The organism is Allocatelliglobosispora scoriae, assembly GCF_014204945.1.
Lineage (GTDB): Bacteria > Actinomycetota > Actinomycetes > Mycobacteriales > Micromonosporaceae > Allocatelliglobosispora > Allocatelliglobosispora scoriae.
Genome location: NZ_JACHMN010000003.1, coordinates 490,881 through 509,985, shown reverse-complemented (window position 1 = coordinate 509,985; position 19,105 = coordinate 490,881). Strand labels below are relative to the sequence as shown.

At 70.9% G+C, this 19,105-nt stretch carries 21 protein-coding genes; 11 read left to right on the top strand and 10 right to left on the bottom strand.

All coding sequences use genetic code 11. The annotated features are described in order from the left end of the window. Positions 1-6: 6 nt before the first annotated feature. The 3 genes from F4553_RS28995 (at position 7) to mscL (ending at position 1,913) form a co-directional block, all read left to right on the top strand. On the top strand, positions 7-930 hold the full coding sequence (locus F4553_RS28995; RefSeq protein WP_184842118.1) for a siderophore-interacting protein: 924 nt from the start codon (positions 7-9) through the stop codon (positions 928-930). 26 nt (positions 931-956) lie between these two features. After that, a complete protein-coding gene (locus tag F4553_RS28990; RefSeq protein ID WP_184842115.1) occupies positions 957-1,388 on the top strand; it encodes a hypothetical protein in 432 nt (143 codons plus the stop codon). Between the two features lie 75 nt (positions 1,389-1,463). Next, positions 1,464-1,913, top strand: a complete 450-nt coding sequence (gene mscL, locus F4553_RS28985) for a large conductance mechanosensitive channel protein MscL (protein ID WP_184842112.1) — start codon at positions 1,464-1,466, stop codon at positions 1,911-1,913. Between the two features lie 56 nt (positions 1,914-1,969). On the opposite strand, the gene F4553_RS28980 is transcribed toward mscL, so the two are convergent. Continuing rightward, positions 1,970-3,448 (bottom strand): M1 family metallopeptidase, encoded by a 1,479-nt coding sequence (locus F4553_RS28980; RefSeq protein WP_184842109.1) that lies wholly within the window; start codon positions 3,446-3,448, stop codon positions 1,970-1,972. Positions 3,449-3,517: 69 nt separating this feature from the next. On the opposite strand from F4553_RS28980, the gene F4553_RS41285 reads away from it, so the two are divergent. From F4553_RS41285 to F4553_RS28965, 4 genes are all read left to right on the top strand, one after another. Beyond that, entirely contained in the window at positions 3,518-3,997 is a 480-nt protein-coding gene (locus F4553_RS41285) for a cysteine dioxygenase (protein WP_246467508.1), read from the top strand. Further along, entirely contained in the window at positions 3,994-4,401 is a 408-nt protein-coding gene (locus F4553_RS41280; RefSeq protein ID WP_312875427.1) for a rhodanese-like domain-containing protein, read from the top strand. The genes F4553_RS41285 and F4553_RS41280 overlap by 4 nt, the downstream gene beginning before the upstream one ends. A gap of 89 nt (positions 4,402-4,490) precedes the next feature. Further along, positions 4,491-4,898: a TFIIB-type zinc ribbon-containing protein gene (locus F4553_RS28970; protein ID WP_184842103.1), complete on the top strand. Its 408-nt coding sequence runs from the start codon at positions 4,491-4,493 to the stop codon at positions 4,896-4,898. Positions 4,899-5,066: 168 nt separating this feature from the next. Then, positions 5,067-5,453, top strand: a complete 387-nt coding sequence (locus F4553_RS28965; RefSeq protein ID WP_184842099.1) for a hypothetical protein — start codon at positions 5,067-5,069, stop codon at positions 5,451-5,453. Between the two features lie 32 nt (positions 5,454-5,485). Here the strand turns inward: F4553_RS28965 and F4553_RS28960 are convergent, their stop codons facing one another. After that, on the bottom strand, positions 5,486-6,028 hold the full coding sequence (locus F4553_RS28960) for a DUF1697 domain-containing protein (RefSeq protein ID WP_184842096.1): 543 nt from the start codon (positions 6,026-6,028) through the stop codon (positions 5,486-5,488). Between the two features lie 183 nt (positions 6,029-6,211). Here F4553_RS28960 and F4553_RS28955 point away from each other — a divergent pair, with 183 nt between their 5' ends. After that, a complete protein-coding gene (locus tag F4553_RS28955) occupies positions 6,212-7,159 on the top strand; it encodes a formylglycine-generating enzyme family protein (protein WP_246467506.1) in 948 nt (315 codons plus the stop codon). Between the two features lie 90 nt (positions 7,160-7,249). Here F4553_RS28955 and F4553_RS28950 read toward each other — a convergent pair whose 3' ends face one another. From F4553_RS28950 to F4553_RS28940, 3 genes are read right to left on the bottom strand one after another with little or no spacing between them, the layout of a single operon-like run. Further along, positions 7,250-7,843: a pentapeptide repeat-containing protein gene (locus F4553_RS28950; protein WP_184842094.1), complete on the bottom strand. Its 594-nt coding sequence runs from the start codon at positions 7,841-7,843 to the stop codon at positions 7,250-7,252. Between the two features lie 45 nt (positions 7,844-7,888). After that, positions 7,889-9,307 carry a hypothetical protein gene (locus F4553_RS28945; protein WP_184842091.1) on the bottom strand — a complete coding sequence of 473 codons (1,419 nt, stop codon included), beginning with the start codon at positions 9,305-9,307 and terminating at the stop codon, positions 7,889-7,891. Then, entirely contained in the window at positions 9,304-9,819 is a 516-nt protein-coding gene (locus tag F4553_RS28940) for a SigE family RNA polymerase sigma factor (RefSeq protein WP_184842088.1), read from the bottom strand. The genes F4553_RS28945 and F4553_RS28940 overlap by 4 nt, the downstream gene beginning before the upstream one ends. 100 nt (positions 9,820-9,919) lie before the next feature. Between F4553_RS28940 and F4553_RS28935 the strand changes: the two genes are divergently transcribed. Together F4553_RS28935 and trxA are read left to right on the top strand one after the other, a co-directional pair. After that, entirely contained in the window at positions 9,920-10,297 is a 378-nt protein-coding gene (locus F4553_RS28935; RefSeq protein ID WP_184842085.1) for a MerR family transcriptional regulator, read from the top strand. Between the two features lie 38 nt (positions 10,298-10,335). Then, the gene (trxA, locus tag F4553_RS28930; protein WP_184842083.1) at positions 10,336-10,689 is read left to right on the top strand and encodes a thioredoxin; all 354 of its coding nucleotides are present in this window, start codon (positions 10,336-10,338) and stop codon (positions 10,687-10,689) included. Here the strand turns inward: trxA and F4553_RS28925 are convergent. The 4 genes from F4553_RS28925 to F4553_RS28910 form a co-directional block, all read right to left on the bottom strand. Further along, positions 10,686-12,014: an HNH endonuclease signature motif containing protein gene (locus F4553_RS28925; RefSeq protein WP_312875426.1), complete on the bottom strand. Its 1,329-nt coding sequence runs from the start codon at positions 12,012-12,014 to the stop codon at positions 10,686-10,688. The two genes, trxA and F4553_RS28925, sit on opposite strands and share 4 nt — an antisense overlap. Positions 12,015-12,146: 132 nt before the next feature. Then, on the bottom strand, positions 12,147-12,743 hold the full coding sequence (locus F4553_RS28920) for a TetR/AcrR family transcriptional regulator (protein WP_184847055.1): 597 nt from the start codon (positions 12,741-12,743) through the stop codon (positions 12,147-12,149). A gap of 91 nt (positions 12,744-12,834) precedes the next feature. Beyond that, positions 12,835-14,946, bottom strand: coding sequence for a YhgE/Pip family protein (locus F4553_RS28915; protein WP_312875425.1), 2,112 nt, complete (start codon positions 14,944-14,946; stop codon positions 12,835-12,837). Continuing rightward, entirely contained in the window at positions 14,943-15,500 is a 558-nt protein-coding gene (locus F4553_RS28910) for an ATP-binding cassette domain-containing protein (RefSeq protein ID WP_184842080.1), read from the bottom strand. Before F4553_RS28910 ends, F4553_RS28915 begins: the two co-directional genes overlap by 4 nt. 225 nt (positions 15,501-15,725) lie before the next feature. On the opposite strand from F4553_RS28910, the gene F4553_RS28905 reads away from it, so the two are divergent. Next, positions 15,726-16,151 (top strand): GNAT family N-acetyltransferase, encoded by a 426-nt coding sequence (locus F4553_RS28905; protein WP_184842078.1) that lies wholly within the window; start codon positions 15,726-15,728, stop codon positions 16,149-16,151. A 91-nt stretch (positions 16,152-16,242) separates the two neighbouring features. On the opposite strand, the gene F4553_RS28900 is transcribed toward F4553_RS28905, so the two are convergent. Further along, positions 16,243-19,101: a hypothetical protein gene (locus tag F4553_RS28900; protein ID WP_184842075.1), complete on the bottom strand. Its 2,859-nt coding sequence runs from the start codon at positions 19,099-19,101 to the stop codon at positions 16,243-16,245. Between the last annotated feature and the right edge of the window lie 4 nt (positions 19,102-19,105).

Sequence of the window (19,105 nt, the reverse complement as noted above, 5' to 3'; positions counted from 1 at the left end):
CCTAACATGAAGGCCACGTTGATCACGCCGTTCCGGCTCTTCCGCAGCTCCGTCGCGCGGATCGAGCAGCTCAGCCCCACGTTCCGGCGCGTCACGCTCGTCGGCCCGGAGCTCGTCGACTTCGCCGACAACGGCTACGACCAGCGCATCAAGGTGATCCTGCCGGTTGCGGGCAGCGGCCGCACCGGCTTTCCCACCACCCCCGACTGGTACGCCGCCTGGCGCGCCCTGCCCCCCGAGCACCGCAGCCCGATCCGCACCTACACCGCTCGCGCCGTACGCCGGGATCTCACCGATCCAGCACTCTCCGAAGTGGACATCGACTTCGCGCTGCACGGCGAGGCCGGTCCCGCCTCCCGGTGGGCCCTCAACGCCAGGGTCGGCGACGAGTTGGCCCTGCTCGGCCCGAACGCGGCCTTCGACGGCGAGCACGGCGGCGTGGAGTTCCGGCCGCCCGCCACCGCGACGAACCTGCTCTTCGCCGGGGACGAGACCGCGGTGCCCGCGATAGCTTCGATCCTGGAGCGGCTGCCCGAGACCGCGACCGGCCGGGTGCTGCTGGAGGTGCCGAGCGCCGCGGACGAGATCGCGCTGATCGCGCCCGAGGGGATGACGATCCGCTGGCTGGCCCGCGACGGCGGCGAGCCGGGGTGCAGGCTGACCCCGGCGGTGATGGGCGTCTTCAGCGGCACGGTCTCGACCGGCCCCGCCGACGATTTCGAGGAGGACGACGCCGATCTCTGGGAGGTGCCGGAGGCTGTGCCTCTCGGGACAGACCCGACGACCGTGCCCTATGCATGGCTGGCGGGCGAGTCCGGTGTCATCAAGGCCCTGCGCCGGTACCTCGTGGGTGAGCTGGGCCTGGATCGCAAGGCGGTGGCGTTCATGGGCTACTGGCGGCTGGGACGCAGCGAGGGGGCCGAGGTCTAGCTCGCCGCTTGGGTACTCTTCAGCGCGTGGGTGCGGACGACGAAGCGTGGCGGGTCCAGCGGGACCTGGCGATCACCAAGCACACCGAGGCGTTCCAGGCCAAGCGGGCGGCCGAGGCCGACCAGGCACGCCGGATGGTGGCCGACTTCGCCGCGCAGGCGACCGAACGCGGCCTGCGGACGGAGTCGCTGCGCGCTCGCGCCTATGACGGGAGCGGGACCTATCGCACCAGCGTACGGGGATGGTATGTGCACCCGGACCGGTCGCTCGCCGTCGGGATCGACGGCTCGTACTACATCCTCGGCGTGCCGGCCAGCGCCCGGGCCCAGCTCTTCGGCGCCGAGATCCGGCCGCACGATCCGAAGCTGATCATCGGTGAGGGCGCCCGCGACGGCGAATCGATAGCCCTCGCCGAACTGCTGCGACGGCGGCTCGCCGGCGGCGACGACTGGCGGTAGCCCCAGCAGGCGATGTGTCAGTCGACACCTGGGAGTTGGCGGGCGCGGCGGGCGTCTCGCCGATACGGTAGTCGGATGCTCAAGGGCTTCAGAGATTTCGTCATGCGGGGCAACGTCGTCGATCTGGCGGTCGGTGTCGTCATCGGTGCGGCATTCACCACGGTCGTCACCTCGTTCACTGATTCATTCCTCAAGCCGCTGATCGGCCTGGTCGGTGCGACCGGTCCGCTCGGTGCGGTGATCAAGCTCCCCGGCGCCGGTCCCGACATCACCTGGGGCGCCTTCGTCAGCACCCTGATCAGCTTCGTGATGACCGCCTCGGTCGTCTACTTCCTGGTCGTGCTGCCGATGAACAAGCTGGCCGAGCGGCGCAAGCGCGACGCGTCGCCCGCTCCCGCCTCGGTGAGCGAGGAGGTCGCGCTGCTGCGCGAGATCCGGGACGCGCTCGTGGCCGGTCGGGCACTGCCGCACCAGCGCGAGGACCTGCCGACATCAGCCGACACCGATTCCCGCCCGAACGCCTAGCTTTTTTAGCGGGTGCGCTGAGCTTCCGGCCGCAGAGCTTCCGGCCGCCGCCGGCCTCAAGGCGCGGCCGGACGGCTTGGCTGGTAGAGCCAGGCATTGATGAGGGCCCGAAGCGCTGTGCCCGAAACGCGTTCGGCGAGGGCGACGAACTCCGCGGTCGACGCGTTGGCGAACCGGTGTTCCAGGGTCCACGCTTTCAGGATGCGGAAGAACTTCTCGTCGCCGACGGTGCGGCGTATGGCGTGCAGCGTCATCGCGCCCCGCAGGTAGACCGAGTCGGCGAACAGGGTCGTCGGGCCGGGATCGCCCGGCAGGACCGACCAGATCGAGCCGTCCGCGGTCTCATAGGCGTTGTTGAAGACCTCATCGACCGTGTCGCCGCCGGTGTGCTCGGCCCAGAGAAGCTGGGCATAGGTGGCGAAGCCCTCGTTGAGCCAGATGTCGCGCCACGACCGCACCGAGACGCTGTCACCGAACCACTGGTGCGCCAGCTCGTGCGCGATCACCCCCGAGTCGCCACTGCCGGAGTCGTTGTAGAACGGCCGCCCCTGCGACTCCAGGGAGAACCGCATCCGGGGCTCGTCGACCACGACGCCGCCATAGGTCTCGAACGGGTATGGCCCGAAGAGCGTCTCCAGATAGTCGGCGATCTCCGGCGTACGGCGCAGCGCCGGCAGCATCGGGTGGTCGCGGATCGAGCTCGCGACGGCGTAGAGCACGGGCTTGCCCCGGTGGGTCGAGGTCAGCACGGTGTAGTGCCCGATCGCGAGGCTGAGCAGGTAACTCGCCATCGGTACGCCGACCGACCAGTGCCAGGTCGTCTCGCCCTTCCTCGTCGACCGGATGCCGGGTACGCCGTTGGTGATCGCCGCGTAGCCCGTCGGTACCGTGATCGCCACCCGGTATGTCGCCTTGTCGCCGGGGTGGTCGTTGACGGGGAACCAGGTCGCCGCCGAGAACGGTTCGCCCGCTGCGACCGCGCCGTCCGGCCCCGCGAAGAAGCCCTTCTGACCGTGGTCACCGGCGGGGTAGAGCTCCGGGCGGCCGGCGTACCGGACCGCGACCCGGAACGTCGCCCCCTTCGCGAGAGCGGCGCGGGGCGTGATGATCAGCTCGTCGTCCTCCTGCCGGAACCGTGCCGCCGTGCCGCCGACGGTGACCCCGGACACGGTGAGAGCGTGTAGGTCCAGGTGGAAGAACGACAGGTCGGCGGTCGCGACGGCGGTGATCGTCGCGGTCCCGGTGATCGACTCCCGGGCCACGTCATAGGCGACCGCGAGATCGTAGGAGCCCACGTCGTAACCGCCGTTACCCGCGCGGGGGTAGTAGGGGTCACCGAGGCCGGCCGGATCGAATGCCGCTGCGCTCGCCACCGTCCCGGACGGGACCGCTGCTGAGGGTGCCGCGGTGGGAGCTGCCGATGGGGGCGTCGACGGGCCGACCGGAGACGGGCTGGCCGGAGAGCAGGCGGTGGCGAGCAGCGCGGCGGAGATGGCGGCGGAGAGTGCGACCGCGGCCCGGCCCGGAGGCGTCATGGCCGAGATCGTCCCACATGCCGAAAGGACATCTCCTACTTCTCCGCTAGGTTATGTATAGTAGCCGCCATGGTCACCGTAGCCGATCTTCGCGTGGATCACCTCGCGATCGCCCTGCAGCACGCCCGGCCCGAGACATGGCCGGTCCCGGCCCAGTTCACGCCGGAGCGGCGCTGGTTCCACCGGATCTCCGGCCCCGACGGACCGGGAGAGGACCGGGCCGGCTTCGAGGTGTGGTTGCTGACCTGGCTACCCGGTCAGCACACCGAGCTGCACGATCACGGCGGTTCAGCCGGCGCCTTCACCGTCGTCGCGGGCTCACTCACCGAGGAGACCGTCGGTGCCAACGGGCTGCACGGCGTGGAGCTGGGCGCGGGCGCCGGTCGGCGGTTCGGGGCTCATCACGTACACCGGATTCGCAACAACGGCGACGTGCCCGCGATCAGCGTCCACGTGTACGGCCCGGCACTGCGGATCATGACGCGCTACGACCTGGAGGACGGCAAGCTCGTGCCGACCGGCGTGGACCAGGCGGGGGTGCAGTGGTGAGCGTTCTCACAGCTCCCGTCGGCTCCCGGGGCATCGACACGATTCTCGCCGACGCACGCGGCCGGCTGGCTCGACTCAACGCCGACCAGGCCAGGATCGCCGAACTGCACGGCGCCGTCCTCGTCGACATCCGGCCGAGCACTCAGCGGATGGAGTTCGGCGAGATCCCGGGCGCGCTCATCATCGAGCGCAACGTGCTGGAGTGGCGGCTCGATCCCCGCTCCGACGCGCGCCTTCCCATCGCCGACCGGTACGACCTGCGGGTCATCGTCTACTGCCAGCAGGGTTACACATCGTCGCTGGCAGCGGCCGCACTCCAGGACATCGGCCTGCACCGGGCGACCGATGTGGAGGGTGGTTTCGAGGCGTGGCGGGATGCCGGTCTGCCGGTCCTGCGCTGGTGACGTCCTGCTGATGTCCGGACGGCTGACCGGCGTCGGCGGTCCGGCCGAGCACAGCTTTCGCCCAGCAACGGGTGGTTACAGTGGGCAGCATGGAGATGACGTGCCCGAAATGCCATGGACAGATGCGGCAGTACGAGCGAAACGGTGTCACGGTCGACCAGTGCACCGAGTGCCGGGGGATCTTCCTCGACCGGGGTGAGCTGGAGAAGCTCGTCGACGCCGAGAACGCGTGGCATGGCGGCTCGCCCGCCAACGCCGCGCCTGTCGCCGCTGCCGCCGCTCAGCAGGTCCCGCAGGCTCCGATGCCGCCGATGGCTCCGCCCACGACACACCAGCAGCCCGCCTACCAGCAGCCGCAGCAGCAGTACACCTACCAGCCGCAGCAGACGCATTACCGCGACCACGACTCCGGCGAGTACCCGAAGTACGGCCATGGGCAGCATGGGCAGCACGGCCACAAAAAGAAGAAGAGCTTCCTCGACGAGCTGTTCGACTAGCCGACTTGATCGACTGGTCGGTTTGATCGATTAGCCGGCTGGCTTCCAGTCGACTGCACCTTGCGCGACGGCGGGGGCCGGGCAGGATTCCGCCCCCGCCGCGCCGCGACACTCCGGCACGACGGCGCCGCGCTGCTCCGGGGCGGATCTGCCGTTATCGTGAGGATTATGCCCACCCAGACCGAAGTAGCCGGAACGATGCAGCTGATGGCCGAGGCGTTCATCCGCGCCAGCGCCGACGAGGGCGCGAAGCTCGGCTGGGAGGCCGACGACGCGTCGCGGCTCGACGGCATCTGCGACGCGTTCCTGCGCTCCAACCCGCCCGAGGACGTGCAGAACAGCATGGTGATGGCGATGGGTGCGTACCTCGGCGAGCTGCTCGTGCGTACCGGTGGTGGCCAGTGGACCTATGACGCGGACCAGCAGGAGGCGGCGGTGATCATGCCGAACGGGACGCATGGCTACCCGCACAGCAAGGTCGCGAAGCGGCTCTACCTCGGCGCGGAGCACGACCTGCTCGACTTCTACGAGCGCAGCCTCGCCCCGGCGGCCTAACCGGTTGGTCCGGCGGCATCACTGCGTCGGCATCACTCCGCCAGCATCGCCGCGAGCTTGGTGACGGTGTTCCAGTTGCGGGCGCTGCCGATGACGCCGGACTTCTTGTTCATCAGCACGACGCTCAGCTTGGAATCGGCCGCGCCGTCCGGCAGCCAGAGATAGATCTCGTGATGCTTGCCGAGGCGGAACTCGTCCGGGGCATAGGCGGCCGAGTCGATTCCCTGGAGCCACTCGGGGTCGGGGTCACCGGACAGGAAGATCACCATGTAGCGCGACGGATTCGTCACGACCTCGCCGAACGGGTCCTCGGCGATCACCCGGCGGAGCTCCGGCCCGGTACGGATCAAGCACGAGACCTGCATGTCGAACTGGTCGGCGATCGCCTTCTCGATCTGGGCGGCGAGCTTCGCCGGGTCCTTGCCCGCAGCGGTGATGACGGCGTTGCCACTCTGCAGCAGGGTGGCGACATCGGTGAAGCCGAGACCGGTGAGCAGAGCACGCAGGTCCGCCATGGCGATCTTCTTGTTGCCGCCGACATTGATTCCTCGCAGCAGCACCGCATACCTCGTCATGATCTCATCGTCGCACGGTGTCGGCGCGTCGCCGGTTTCGTGCCCGAGCCCGCGCCAGAGCCAGAGCCAGAGCCCACCAGAGTCCGAGTCCGAGTCCGCCGGCACCCTCCCGTCGTCAGGCCGGTACGTCGTAATGCGTGTGATTAGTCACATTTCATCACCGGATCGTGCTACAAGACAGGAATGAGTGTCAGCACCGGTCTCACCGCCCCGTCCATCCGCGCAGCCGGGATGGTGTGGATCCCTGGCGGGCAGTTCGTCATGGGTTCCGACGACCACTATCCGGAGGAGGCGCCCGCGCACCCGGTCCGGGTCAACGGCTTCTGGCTCTCCAACCACGCGGTCACCAACGCCGAGTTTCGGGCATTCGTGCAGGCCACCGGCCATGTGACCCTCGCGGAGATGCCAGCCGACCCGGCCGACTACCCGGATGCGGACCCCACCCTGCTCGCCCCCGCCTCGTCCGTCTTCCGTCGCCCCGATCGCCGCGTCGACCTGCGCGACCCCTACCAGTGGTGGACCTATGTGCCCGGCGCGGATTGGCGGCACCCGATCGGCCCGGACTCCAGCATCGACGGGCTCGACGACCACCCCGTGGTTCACGTGGCCTGGGCGGACGTCGTCGCCTACGCCGAGTGGGCCGGTGGCGCACTGCCGACCGAGGCCGAGTGGGAGTGGGCGGCCCGGGGCGGTCCCACGACCACCGAATACTCCTGGGGTACGGAACTCACCCCCGGCGGGCAGCACATGGCCAACGTGTGGCAGGGCGAGTTTCCGGTGCTCAATCTCGTCTCCGACGGCTACGAGCGGACAGCGCCCGTCGGTTCCTTCCCGCCCAACGACTTCGGCGTCTTCGACATGATCGGCAACGTCTGGGAGTGGACGGCGGACTGGTTCGGCCCGCACCGTCCGTCACGGGCTGATGAGGTCGCGGCTGCGGCCCCGTGCTGCGGCGAGGCGCAGCGAATGGTCGGACCCGAGCCGGACCAGCCCATCCCGCGCAAGGTGATGAAGGGCGGCTCCTACCTCTGCGCGCCGAACTACTGCCGGCGCTATCGCCCGGCGGCACGGATGGCGCAGGCGATCGACACCTCCACCTGCCACCTGGGCTTCCGCATCGTCATCCGCTGAGCCGGTCCCGCCGCGAACGACTCCGCTGCCGCAGCGACCGACCCGGCGACGGACCCGACGATCGACCCCGCGACCGGCCCGGCGACCGGCTCAGCGGATCTCCAGACCCAGGGCCTGCGCGATGATGATCGCCTGGTCCGAGTTGATGACCGCACCGCGCAGCTCGACGAGGGTCGGGTCCAGCGCGGTGAGGTCGCTGCCGCGCAGGTCGCAGCCGCCGAATTTGGCGCTGTGGAGCTGGCCGCCGGAGAGGTCCGTGTCGACGATCACCGCGTCAGTGCAGTTGGCCGCCGTCAGGTCGACCTCGCGCATCCGAGTCCCCGTGATCGTGACCCCGCGCAGGTCGGCACCGGCGAGCCCGACGAAGGACCAGTCGCCGCCGGTGATCCGCATCGGCCGGACCGCCGACTCGGTGAACGAACTGCCGACCAGCTTGCAGCCGACGAACTCGGCCTCGAAGAGGTTGCACCGTTTGAAGGTGCACCGCAGGAAGGCCGAGTCCGTGTGCCGTGACGCGTTGAACTTGACGTTGCCGAAGGTGCACTCCTCGAAGACCGCACCCGCACTCGTCGCCTCCGTCAGATCGACGTGCTCAAATGAGCAGCGCAGGTAGGTGCGGTCCTCGATGTCCTCCGCGTACCAGTCTTCGTTGGTGACGGCCTGATCAGCGATCACTTCGCTCATCCGGCGAGCCTAGCCCAGCCTCATTTCCAGCCCCATTTTCCAGCCTCATTTCCAGTCGGTGATGATGTCTTTAGGGTCGTACGGAACGGAATCGGTCTGGATGTCGCTGGTGGATGCCGTCGCTACGGATCTGCCAGCCGCGTCGTACGCGGTCGCCACGAACACGGTTCCGAGGAACGGGCTGACGACGGTCACCGAACCGACCCCGGCGCTCACCTTGCCGGTGGCGAGTGTCCGGCCGCCCGAGCGCATCACCACTCGGACCGCGCTCGGCGGAGTGATGATCAGGAAGTCCATGGTGCTGTTGATGTGGTCGTTGTTGCCGATCGGCTCGATGCCGACCATGCTCAGCAGCAGCGACGGCTCGCGGTCGAGATAGCCGAGGACTCCGTAACCGATGTCGTTGACCTCCACGGACGTCATGAAGACCGAGTAGGTGCCGTCGCCGACGGGTGTGGTCATCAGGGTGTAGACCCGGTGGGGTGCAGTTGGCAGGGGTCCGCTGAACCAGACCTTCGTCGGCCCGCCGATCACCGCCGTGTGCGCTCTGAGCTGGTCCATCGCGGCGTGGGCGGCTGGGCGATCCGGCTGCCCGCGTACACCGGAAAGGGCTGCCGTCGCCTCCGCGGCCGTGACCGGCGCGCGGCGGTAACCACCCTCGTTGGGCTCCTTGTAGTTCCGATAGGTCACCTCGCCATCGCAGGTGACCTGCAGCCACTCGCCTCGGTGCAGGGAGCCGCCCACCCTGACCAGGTTGTCACCCGTCGGCGCGGCGGTCCAGCGTCGGCCACCGGGGCGATCGGCCGGATCCGTGCTCGTCGCCAGCACACAGCCCGAGGGCACGATCGAAACCTGTACGAGGTCCGGAGTGATCCGATCGTCGAGCGTCTCCAGCCCGGTCATCGGCCTGAGCCGTCCGATGGCGCGGTAGCCGCCCAGCTCGACGTTGTCCTGATCGGAGTTCGCCAGGTCCGATGCCGAGGTGCCGCGGCGATTCATCACCCAGACCACCATCGCGTTGGTGCTGTTGCGATAAGCGATCCCCGCAACCCTGGCCTGCCCGACATCTCCGGCGAAGAGCACCTGTGCGGTGGTGAGTTCGCTCGGGCCGAAACCCCTGCGTTCCGCAGCGGCAGCCAGTTCGGTGAGGTAATCGCGGTCGCCGGAGAGGCTGCCCCGGATCGGCGAATCCAGCAGGCGCCGCGTCCACGTCGAGATAGGCTCGCCGTCGATCCAGTCGAGCCCCCTCGACGCCGTCGGTGACGGGTCCGGCTCGCCGGCCTGCGGGACGGCGACTCCGATCGCGGCGGCGGCGACCACCGCCAGCGCCGCCGCACCCAGAGCCGCGAACCGGCCGCGCCGGCGCCGCCGTGCGTTGCGCAACAGCCGGGTGTACGGGTCAGGTGCCGCGACGACATCCACGACGACTCGCGCGAAGCGGTTCTTCAGCTGCTGCTCGGTCATGACGCGCTCCTCACGACTGTCATCGATCCACCATCTCGCATGTCGGCAGCGCCGAGCGCCTCTCGCAGCCGGGCCAGCCCGCGCGAGGCCTGGCTCTTCACCGTCCCCACGGAGACGCCGATGATCTCGGCGGTCTCCGCCTCGGAGAGGTCCTCCCAGTAGCGCAGCACCAGCACCGCCCGCATTTTCGGCGGCAGCCGGCGCAGCGCCGCCACCAGTTCGTCCCGCTCGGCCCGAAGACCGGCCTCGTCCGGCCGCGCCCGATCCGGCACCGAACCGACCAGCAGCTCGCGGGAGCCGAACCGCCGCCAGATGCTGGTGCGCTGGTTGACCATGGCCCGTCGCAGGTAGGCCATCGGTTCGTCGATCGACGACCAGCGCCCCATCGCGTTCAGCAGCGACGACTGGACCAGGTCCTCGGCCGCCTCGATCCGGCCCGTCAACAGGAACGCCGTCCGCAGCAGCTCCGTATATCGCACTTCGACGAACTCGCGGAACCCGTCCTCGGTCATGGTGTCTCCTCTCGCTCTCCCCCGTGATGAGCCGCAGGTCGGCGAAAAGGTTGAGTCATGTGCTGGCGTTGACGCCGGTGTCAAGGTTTACGTTTGGTTCATGCGGATAGGTGAGCTGGCGGAGCGCGCAGGGACGAGCACTCGCACCCTGCGCTACTACGAGTCGCAGGGGATTCTGCCCGCCCGTCGTGCGTCCAACGGGTACCGAGACTACGACGAGGACGACCTGCGGCTGGTCCGGGAGATCCGCTCGCTGCTCGCGATGGGGCTCGGGCTCGACGAGACTCGCCCCTTCGTCGACTGCCTGCGCGCCGGGCATGAGTCCGGTGCGGTCTGCCCCGACTCGATCCAGGTCCTCCGCCGCAAGCTCGTCGATCTGGACCGCTGCATCGCCGCACTGACCGAGGTTCGGGAGCAGGTCAGCGAAGAGCTGACCACCGCCCTCCATCACAGAGCTGGACATCGACCGTGCCACTGAACATGCCGCTGAACACACCACCGAACATGCCGTCGAACGTGCCACAGGCTGTCACCGACGCCACCTTCGCCGACGAGGTGATCGCCAGCGAGCTGCCGGTCTTCGTCGACTTCTGGGCCGAGTGGTGCCCGCCGTGCCACCGCCTCGCTCCGGTCCTCGACGAGCTCGCCGAGGAGTACGCGGGCCGCATCCGATTCGTCAAGGTCGACTGCGATGCGAACCCGGCGCTCGCCCGGCGTTACGGCATCCTCTCCATGCCCACGCTGAGCGTCTTCGTCGGTGGGCAGGTCGTCTCGCAGCGGGTGGGCGCCCAGCCCAGGGCACGGCTGCGCGCCCAGCTCGACGAGGCACTCGCCCCGGCGGTAAGTGGTGTCCAGCAGCGCGCGGCCTAGGGCCGCCGGTGGTATCTGTTGCGCTGCGGCCGACGTTGCCGATCGATGTAGGCGGGTGGGATGAACTCCGGCAGCCCGTCGTCGGCGATCCGCACCTGCCAATGCCCCTGGTGGACGACCCGGTGGTGGTGGCCGCAGACAGCAGCGCCGTTGCGCTGATCGGTGCCGCCGCCGTGCTGCCACTGCGTCACGTGGTGGATGTCCGTCCAGCGGGGCGGCCGATCGCAGCCCGGAAACGCGCAACCACGGTCGCGCAGCAGGATCGCCTTGCGCGCCGCGCCCGTCCACAACCGGCGCTCTCGCCCGAGGTCCAGGACCTGCCCGGTGCCGTCCATGACACCGGGCAGGAGCCCGCAGTCGCAGGCGATGCGCCGGACCGCCTCGGGTGACAGCTGCTCGCCCGTGTCCAGGGTCCCGGTCTTCAGCTCTCCGGTGAGCACGTCGAACTCGGCCATCACCGCGAGCTGCGGCCGCTCGCCGCCGTTGTCCGGCAGGTCGCCGGTGGCCATCGCGAGGCGGCAGATGTCGACCAGGGCGTCGGCGCGGCGCTGAGTCGGCAACCGATCGTCAACCGCATCGGGGAGCGCAGCCTGGTCAGCGGTTTGGTCATCCGAGGTGTGCGGGCGCAACCGCGCCCGGCCCGGCGCGCACAGCGGATCGATGGCGGCCCGGACGATCGCCGCGCTCTCACTGTCGAGCCAGCCGGAGACCTTGACCCGGCCCGTGAGGTGGTCCGGAGACAGGTTGAAGGCCCGCGCCCGGTAAGCCCGCTCCTCCTGCTTGCGCAGCAGCTCCGCCTCGCGTGCCTCGGAGGCCGCCGGATCGACGGTGTCGAGGATCCGCCGACCCAGCACCGCCAGTCGCTGCGGGTCGTGGACCGCCGCGAACTCGACAAGCTGCTCCTCGGCCTTGACCCGCGTCGCGGCATCCACATCGTCGAGCTCTCGCATGGCTGCAGCGATCGCCAGCACCTGATCCGCGTTGACCGCCCCGGTCGCGAGCGCCGCCGACGCGGCGGGCGCGTCACGATCGGCCTCCACGGCGACCTTGAGCAGCCGCGCCGCCGAAGAACCGGCGAGCAGAAAACGATCCTCGAGCCAGGCGAGGGTCGACGAGGCACCCAGCTTCTTCGCCAGCCCGCGTCCGTGGATCTCCCGCACCAACCCCGCCTGGACGGCGGCGAGTCGTGACACCGCCACCATCACCGCATCGACCGATGCGATCAGGTCGTCGTCCGACAGGTAGATCGGCGAACTGTAGATCGGCGAGCTGCCAGTGCCGGCCTCCAGGCCATCCACCAGCTCCGCGACCCCCGTCACCCCCACCCCACCACGTTAGAACACCCGTTCCCATGATCAGAAGAGATGACGATCAACGAAAATAGGTTGATACATAGAAGATCGACGACATTGGGCGATCGCGATCAGTGCGGGAGCTGCTCCGCCGGGATCGACCGTTCAGCCGGCGATGGCCCGGCTCCGCACGATGGCGAGCACCGCCGCCGCGACATCGTCAACGGTCCGTTCCGGCTCGAAGAGCAGCCAGTCCAGCGCCACGACCAGCCCGACCCCGAACAGCGCCAGCGCCGACAGCCGCACGTCCAGGTCGGCCGCGAAATCCCCCGACGCCACCCCGGCCGTCAGCACCTCGGCGATCACGCTCACCGACTCGCCGCGCAGCATGGTCAGGGTCTGCTGCCACTCCCGGTTGGTACGCCACATCTCCGCGAGCAGGAGCTGCGCAAACGCCCGATAGCGCTGGATGTAGTCGAGCTGGGCCCGGACCAGTGCCGCGATCGCCTCCCGTGGCTCGAGCCCGTCGATCGCGGACCGGAACTCGTCGGTGAGCAGCCCGACGCCGTAGCGGAGCAGCTCCTCGAAGAGCGCGTTCTTGGAGGCGAAGTTGTAGTAGACGGTCCCCTTCGCCACGCCCGCCCGCTCGGCGATCTCGTCGACGGTGGTCGCGTCGAAGCCCCGCTCGGCGATGAGGATGATCGCCGATTCGAAGAGCTTCTGCCTGGTCGCATCCCGCCGTCGGGTCCGCCCGTCCGCCACACCGTCCACGCTCGCAGTCTGGCACGCCCGGCGCAGGCACACACGGCCGACGCAGACGCACACGGTCGGCGGGCGAGCGCCGAAGCGGACCTCACATGGTCAGCGCCGGATGCAGCGCACTCGGGGTGAGCACCCGCTGCCGCCGAGCCGTGAGCGTGGTCAGCGCGAAGGCGGCCACGGTGATCGCGGCGAGCACCCCGGCACCGACCCAGACGACCGTCGCGGAGCCGCCGACGAGCAGGTGCCGCAGCCCGTCCACGACATAGGTCATCGGCATGAACGGGTGCAGCGCCCGGAAGAACGCCGGCGAGGTCGCCACCGGGTAGGTACCGCCGGACGACGTCAGCTGGAGCATCAGCAGCACCAGCGCGACGACCCGCCCGGCCGCCCCGAGCCGCGCACCGATGAGCTGCAGGATCGAGGTGAAGGCGGCGGTGGTGAGGAGCAGGAAACCCAGCGTGGCGACCGGATGCACCGGCCGCAGCCCGAGCAGCCCGACGAGCACAGCGTAGAGAAGCGCGGCCTGGGCGGCACCGATCGTGAACCCGGGCAGCCAACCGCCGAACGCGACCCGCCAGGCGGGGGCGCCGCTCATCACGTTGCGCCGGTTCAGGGGCCGCAGCAGCATGTAGGTGACCATGCAGCCGACCCAGAGCGCGAGCGCCAGGAAGTAGGGCGCGAAGCCCACGCCGTAGCTCGCCGCCGCGTGTTTCGTGTCGCGCTGCAGGGCTACCGGATCGGCGAGGACACCGGCCCGGGCGGCAGCACCGTCGACGTCGTAGCCGGGGATCTGCGCAGCACCGTCGGCGAGCCCGGTGGCGAGGCTCCGCGCACCGTCGTCGAGCGTGGCGAGGCCGGTGGCGAGCTGCTTCGTTCCGTCGGTCAGGTCGGCGAGGCCGCCGTCGAGCTGCCGGGCGCCGGTCGCCAGCCGGTAGAGCCCGCCACGCAGGTCACGGGCGCCGGTGGCGGCGGTGTGCGTACCCTCGACGAGGTTGTGTGCTCCTGTGGAGAGTGCGGTGAGACCGGCCGCGAGCTGGTCGACCTGCGCGCGGGCGGCGGCGATGTCGTCGGCGAGGCGCGGCGCGGCCTCGGCCACCTGCCGCGCCAGCGCCGCGACGCGGTGCAGGGAGTCGCCGAGCGAGCCGAGGTCCGCGCGGGTCCGGAGCCGCAGGGCGCTCGCCGCCGCATCGGCCGCGGCCTGACGAGCCGCGATGAAGACCGGGTCGACCGCCGCGTCCGGGTGCGCGTCCGCATAGGCGTCGAGCTTCGAAACCACCTCGCCGGTACGCCGGACCGCGACCTCCGCCAGCGCCGGCAGCTCGTCCAGGTGATCGGCGACGGCGTCGGCCCCGTCGGCGATGGCGGTGGCGGCCCGGGCGATCTCACCGGCGTGCTCGCGTAGGACGGGCTCAGTGGCGTCCGCGGCCCGGTCCACCATCGCCGCGAGCCGCCGCCCGCCCGCCGCCGCCCGATCGGCACCCTCCGCGAGCTGCGCGGACCCGGCCTCCAATGTGGCGAGACCGGTGGCGAGCGACGCCGCGCCGTCACTGGCGTCCGCGAGCCCGTCGGCGAGCGTCCCCGCCCCCGACGCGGCCCGCGAGGCACCCGATCCGAGCCGGCCCGCACCGTCACGCAGCCGCGATGTCCCGTCGGCGAGCTGCGAGGCACCGTCGGCGGCCTTGCCGGTCTGGGTCTTGAGGTCGCCGAAGCCGATCAGCATCCGCTCGAAGTAGGTCGCCGACACCCCGGCCGCGGCCGAGGCCCTGATCTCGGTGAACGCGCTGCGCGCGAGCAGCCCGGAGAGGTAGTTGGTCGCGTCGTCGCTGGTCACGATGAGCTGACCGGCGCGCGCGGCGGTCTCGGGCGCCGGTGGCGTGACGAGCGCGCTGGAGAAGTCGGCCGGGATCCGCAGCACCAGGTCGTAGCTGCCGTCGGCGAGCCCTGCCTCGGCCGCGGCCCGGTCGGTCCGCACCCAGCCGAAGACCTGCCGGTCGATGAGGCGGTCGGCGAGGTCCTGACCGGCGTGGACGTCTCCGGTCGGCTGGTCCTCCAGGACCAGCGCGACCGGGATCCGCTTGAGGTTGCCGTAGGGGTCCCAGAACGCGGCGAGGTAGAGCGCTCCGTAGAGCAGCGGGACGAGGGTGAGGACGACGAGCGCGGCCCGGGTCAGCCGGTGCCGCCGCATCCGGCGCAGTTCGCTCACTTCGGCAGCTCCAGGGTCAGGTCGGGCAGGTCGTGGTGCACCTCGCGGGCGGTGGCGAGGACCGCGACGCCGAGGTCGGCGAGGCCGCGCAGGTGGGCCCAGAGGGTCACGGACTCGTCGATGGTGAGCCCGGCGTCGACGTCGTCGATCGCGATCAGATCGGGGTCGGCGAGGAGCGCGAGACGCAGCATCAGCAGGTGCCGGTGCAGCGGGTCGAGCTCACCGGCGAGCAGCTCGGGAGCGACCGGCAGCGTCGCGGCGTGCCGTGCGACGAGACCGCGGTGGGCCCGCCGCCGCGACCTGGTGGGCCAGCCCAGCGGCCGGTGCAGGCGCAGCCGCTCGCCGAGGTGCTCGGCGACGGTGAGCATCGGGTCGGGCTCGTGCACGCCGCGGACCAGCCCCAACGCGGGCCGTGCGGCCGGTTCCAGGGAGCCGTGGCTGGTCCGGAAGCGGCCGGCGAGCGCGAGCAGCGCGCTGGTCCGCCCGCTGCCGCTCGGCCCGGTCAGCACGGCGAGCTCTCCGGCGTGCAGGTCAAGGTCAAGATCCCGAAACACCCACCCCCGCCTGGTACGCAGACCGAGCCCGCGGGCGGCGAGGACCCTTGCCGGTCCCGCGGGCTCGTGGTCAGTCGCATCAGGTGCGGATGACTGCTCCTGATCTGCAGGAGCCGCAGCGGTCATCTCGCACCTCTAAACTTAAACTGACTGGTCGGTTCAAAAACTTACGCGACGCTCCCCCGGCTCGCCACGTGACACCGGCCACACGCATACGATCATCGAGTGAACCTGCGGACAGCGACCTTCGCGCAACTCGACGCCAGTACCCTCTACGCGCTGCTCAAGCTGCGCTCCGAGGTCTTCGTCGTGGAGCAGAAGTGCGTCTACCTCGACCCGGACGGTCGCGACACCGATCCTGCCACCCAGCACGTGTGGCTCGAGGACGAGCGCGGCCCGGCGGCGTACCTGCGCGTCCTCGACGACGGGGAGCGGGCCCGGATCGGGCGCGTCGTCGTGGCCCCGGGCGCACGCGGCGGCGGGCACGCGGGCACGCTGATGCGGGCCGCTCTCGCCCTCATCGGCGACCGGCCCAGCACCCTGGACGCCCAGGCCCATCTCGTGGCGTTCTACGCCCGCCACGGCTACGAGATCAGCGGCGCGGAGTACCTCGACGACGGCATCCCGCACGTGCCGATGAACCGCGGCTGAGCCCGTTTCAAGCTGAGCCCGCTTCCAGCCGAGCCCGGTTCAAGCTGTGCCCGGCCAGCAAGCTGAGCCCCGGCTAGCAAGCTGAGCCCGGCTAGACCGGGGCGCTTCGGCGGCCGAGCCCGGAGACGAGGCAGACCGCGAGCGCCAGCACCGCGACCGCGACCCCCAGCGGCAGGAGCACCGTCGACGGCTCCGGCCACACCTGCTCCGGCAGCCAGGACGGTCGATCCGTCGTCGGCAGCGCAGCCCTCGCCACCAGCCAGGCGAGTGCCGCCGCGCCCACGCCCACCACGACACCCAGGGCGAGGACGGCCAGGTAGGTGAGCCGGACCGCCCGGCGCAGGCGCCGCCGGGACAGGCCCGCCGCACGCAGTGCCGCCAGGTCCGGTGCCTGCCGGGCACCCGCCACCGCGAACCCGATCGTCGAGATCAGCAGGCCTACGCCGACCACCGCGGCGACCCGGTGCATCCGCAGGGTCAGCACCGCCGGACTGAGCTCCTCCGCCCGCAGCACGTCCGCGAGCCGCTGGTCGCCGGTGACACGGAACCCGGCGCCGGTGAGCTGATCCGCGATCTCGTCGGGCGCCTCCGCGGTGAGCCAGAGCTCCAGCGCCGTGAAGTCCAGTCCACCGGCGGTCGCCCGGTACGCCGTGACGAGATCGACGATCGTTCCGCTGTTGCCGAGCCGGGGCAGGACCGGCTCCTCGCCCGCGCCGGTGGCGGTCACGACGCTGGTGACGTGCTTGGCGCGTACCCGCCAGGCGAGCGCGCGATCCGATGTGGACTGACCCGCGGTGAAGACGGCGGGCACACTCTGGACCGCGTCCGGCGGCAGGAGCCAGGTGACCTCGTCGGCGCCCGCGATCACGCCGACGGTCAGGGCGCCCGCGTGGCGCGACTCGCGGGGACGATGCCAGGCGCCCAGGTCGGTGACCGCCCCGGCCGCCGACCGGAGGGAGTGGACGGTGATGTCGGCCCCCGTGTCCCGGGCCGCCGAGACCGAGAGCGCCGCCACCCGGCAGCCGACGGCACAGGTGCCCGGCAGCGGTGCGGTGTAGGTCGACCGCCCCGGCCGCAGCGCGCCGAGGTCGACGTCGGCGACGAAGTACCGGTCGTCCTCCACGCTCACACTCAGCCGGAAAGCCTCGGGTCCCGGGTCGGCGACACCGCGGAAGGACCGGGGTGCCAGGTCCAGGTCGACGCTGACGGTGCCGCCGACGAGGCGTACCGCGGGCGCAGCGGGTGCGACCAGCTCCTCGGCCACCTGTCGCGCACGGTCCCAGCGCAGGGCATCGGGCCGGGAGAGGTCCATCGCGAGGACGGGCGGCCCACCGGTCGTGGCGATCCGGCCGACCACGACGGCGTACCGGCCCTGCGGATCGCGGGCGCCGACCCAGGCGAGCAGCGGCCCAGCCTCGTTCCCCCGGATGGTGAGCACTCGGGCGGCGCCGCTCTCCCATGTGGCCTGAGCCTTGCGGCCCGTCGACGAGATGCCGACCGCGGTGCTGACGAGGGCCAGCAGGGCGATCGTCAGCCCGGTCAGGGCCAGGAGCTGCCGACCGTGGTCCCGCCGGGTGAAGAGTGCGAGGGCGACCCCGGTCGTGACGAAGCCGCGCCGGATGACCGGCCCGGTCAGCCGCCGGAGCAGCAGCGGCACCAGCCGGGCGGCGAGCACGGCGACCGCCGCCGCGCTGAGTGTCGCCGCATAGAGTCCCAGCCCGCTGCGGTCACCACTGCGCAGCTGGAGCAGCGCGGCCACGGCGAGGGCGGTCAGTGCCACCTCGGCGACACCGCCGCCGGGACGACGCGACGGCACCGACCGCAGCGCATCGGTCACCCTGGCCCGGATCAGTGGAAACCCCGCCGCGACGACGAAGGCCAGGGCGGCGAGGGTGGCGTAGAGCGCGGCCACCGCGGCAGGTCCACCGGGCCCGTCCGAACTCGCGACGACCACGGCCGCGCCGGCCGGTGTCAGCACGACCACGAGCAGCACCGGCGCGCCGAGCATCAGCCACCAGCGGCGCAGCACCGGCAGCCCGCGCAGCGCCGGTACGCCGGCCTCCTGCCGGTCCCGCCGAAGGTGGCTGCCGACGACGATCAGCAGCGCCCACAGCCCCAGTGCCAGCACCGGCGCGACCACGACCGGCGTCATGAGGCTCGTGTAGCGGCGCTTGGCGGCGATGCGGTCCATCAGGGCGCGCATCCCCGTGTCGGGCTCGCCGATCCGGGCGTCCGCGAGGAGCCGGCGCACCTCGGCGTAGTCGCCGGAGATGAGCAGGTCGTGATCGGGCATCAGGTCCATGGACCGGTTGGTCACCGGATGCGGGACCGTGCCCAGCGTGGCGGGGACCGTCAGCATCGGCCAGCTCAGCAGATCGGTGGCGGCGCCGAAGAGGGACCGCGACCCCCAGTAGTCCTCGGCCGGGTCGAGCGGTGCGTAGACGCCGACGATCCCGACCGGCTGCTCGCCGAGACCGCGGGTGACCCACCCGGCCGAGGTGAGGTGGCCCAGCGAGATCGCGGTCTGATCGCCGAGCTTCAGCCGCGCGAGCTGCGGTTCGGGCAGTGCCACCTCGCCGCCGGCGACCGGGCAACGGCCCGCGATGATGCGGATGTGGGCGCAGGCGCCGTCGCGGTGGAGGAGCTGCGCCACCTCGAAACCGTCCCCGACGACCGGGATCTGCTCGTTGTAGATCACCGTGAACCGGGGCAGCGTGCGGGCGCGGGTCACCACCCTGGTGAAGTCGTCACTCGTCGCGCTGCCGCCCAGGGTGAGGTAACGGCTGCTCAGCGAGGCGACGCGTACCTCGTCCTCGGCCACCCGGTCGGCGACCGAGGGCGGATAGAGGGCACCGGCGGCCGCGAGGGCGCCGATGACCGCGGCGAGCCACGCGACGATCAGATAGGACCGCCAGCGCTCCCGCACCAGCAGGAGAGTCAGCCCGATCACCGGG

Bases quoted from the DNA above. Each gene is read 5' to 3' on its own strand.
- F4553_RS28995 (WP_184842118.1), top strand. From the start codon at position 7: ATGAAGGCCACGTTGATCACGCCGTTCCGGCTCTTCCGCAGCTCCGTC.
- mscL (WP_184842112.1), top strand. From the start codon at position 1,464: ATGCTCAAGGGCTTCAGAGATTTCGTCATGCGGGGCAACGTCGTCGAT.
- F4553_RS28980 (WP_184842109.1), bottom strand. From the start codon at position 3,448: ATGACGCCTCCGGGCCGGGCCGCGGTCGCACTCTCCGCCGCCATCTCC.
- F4553_RS41285 (WP_246467508.1), top strand. From the start codon at position 3,518: ATGGTCACCGTAGCCGATCTTCGCGTGGATCACCTCGCGATCGCCCTG.
- F4553_RS28970 (WP_184842103.1), top strand. From the start codon at position 4,491: ATGGAGATGACGTGCCCGAAATGCCATGGACAGATGCGGCAGTACGAG.
- F4553_RS28965 (WP_184842099.1), top strand. From the start codon at position 5,067: ATGCCCACCCAGACCGAAGTAGCCGGAACGATGCAGCTGATGGCCGAG.
- F4553_RS28960 (WP_184842096.1), bottom strand. From the start codon at position 6,028: ATGACGAGGTATGCGGTGCTGCTGCGAGGAATCAATGTCGGCGGCAAC.
- F4553_RS28955 (WP_246467506.1), top strand. From the start codon at position 6,212: ATGAGTGTCAGCACCGGTCTCACCGCCCCGTCCATCCGCGCAGCCGGG.
- F4553_RS28950 (WP_184842094.1), bottom strand. From the start codon at position 7,843: ATGAGCGAAGTGATCGCTGATCAGGCCGTCACCAACGAAGACTGGTAC.
- F4553_RS28945 (WP_184842091.1), bottom strand. From the start codon at position 9,307: ATGACCGAGCAGCAGCTGAAGAACCGCTTCGCGCGAGTCGTCGTGGAT.
- F4553_RS28940 (WP_184842088.1), bottom strand. From the start codon at position 9,819: ATGACCGAGGACGGGTTCCGCGAGTTCGTCGAAGTGCGATATACGGAG.
- F4553_RS28935 (WP_184842085.1), top strand. From the start codon at position 9,920: ATGCGGATAGGTGAGCTGGCGGAGCGCGCAGGGACGAGCACTCGCACC.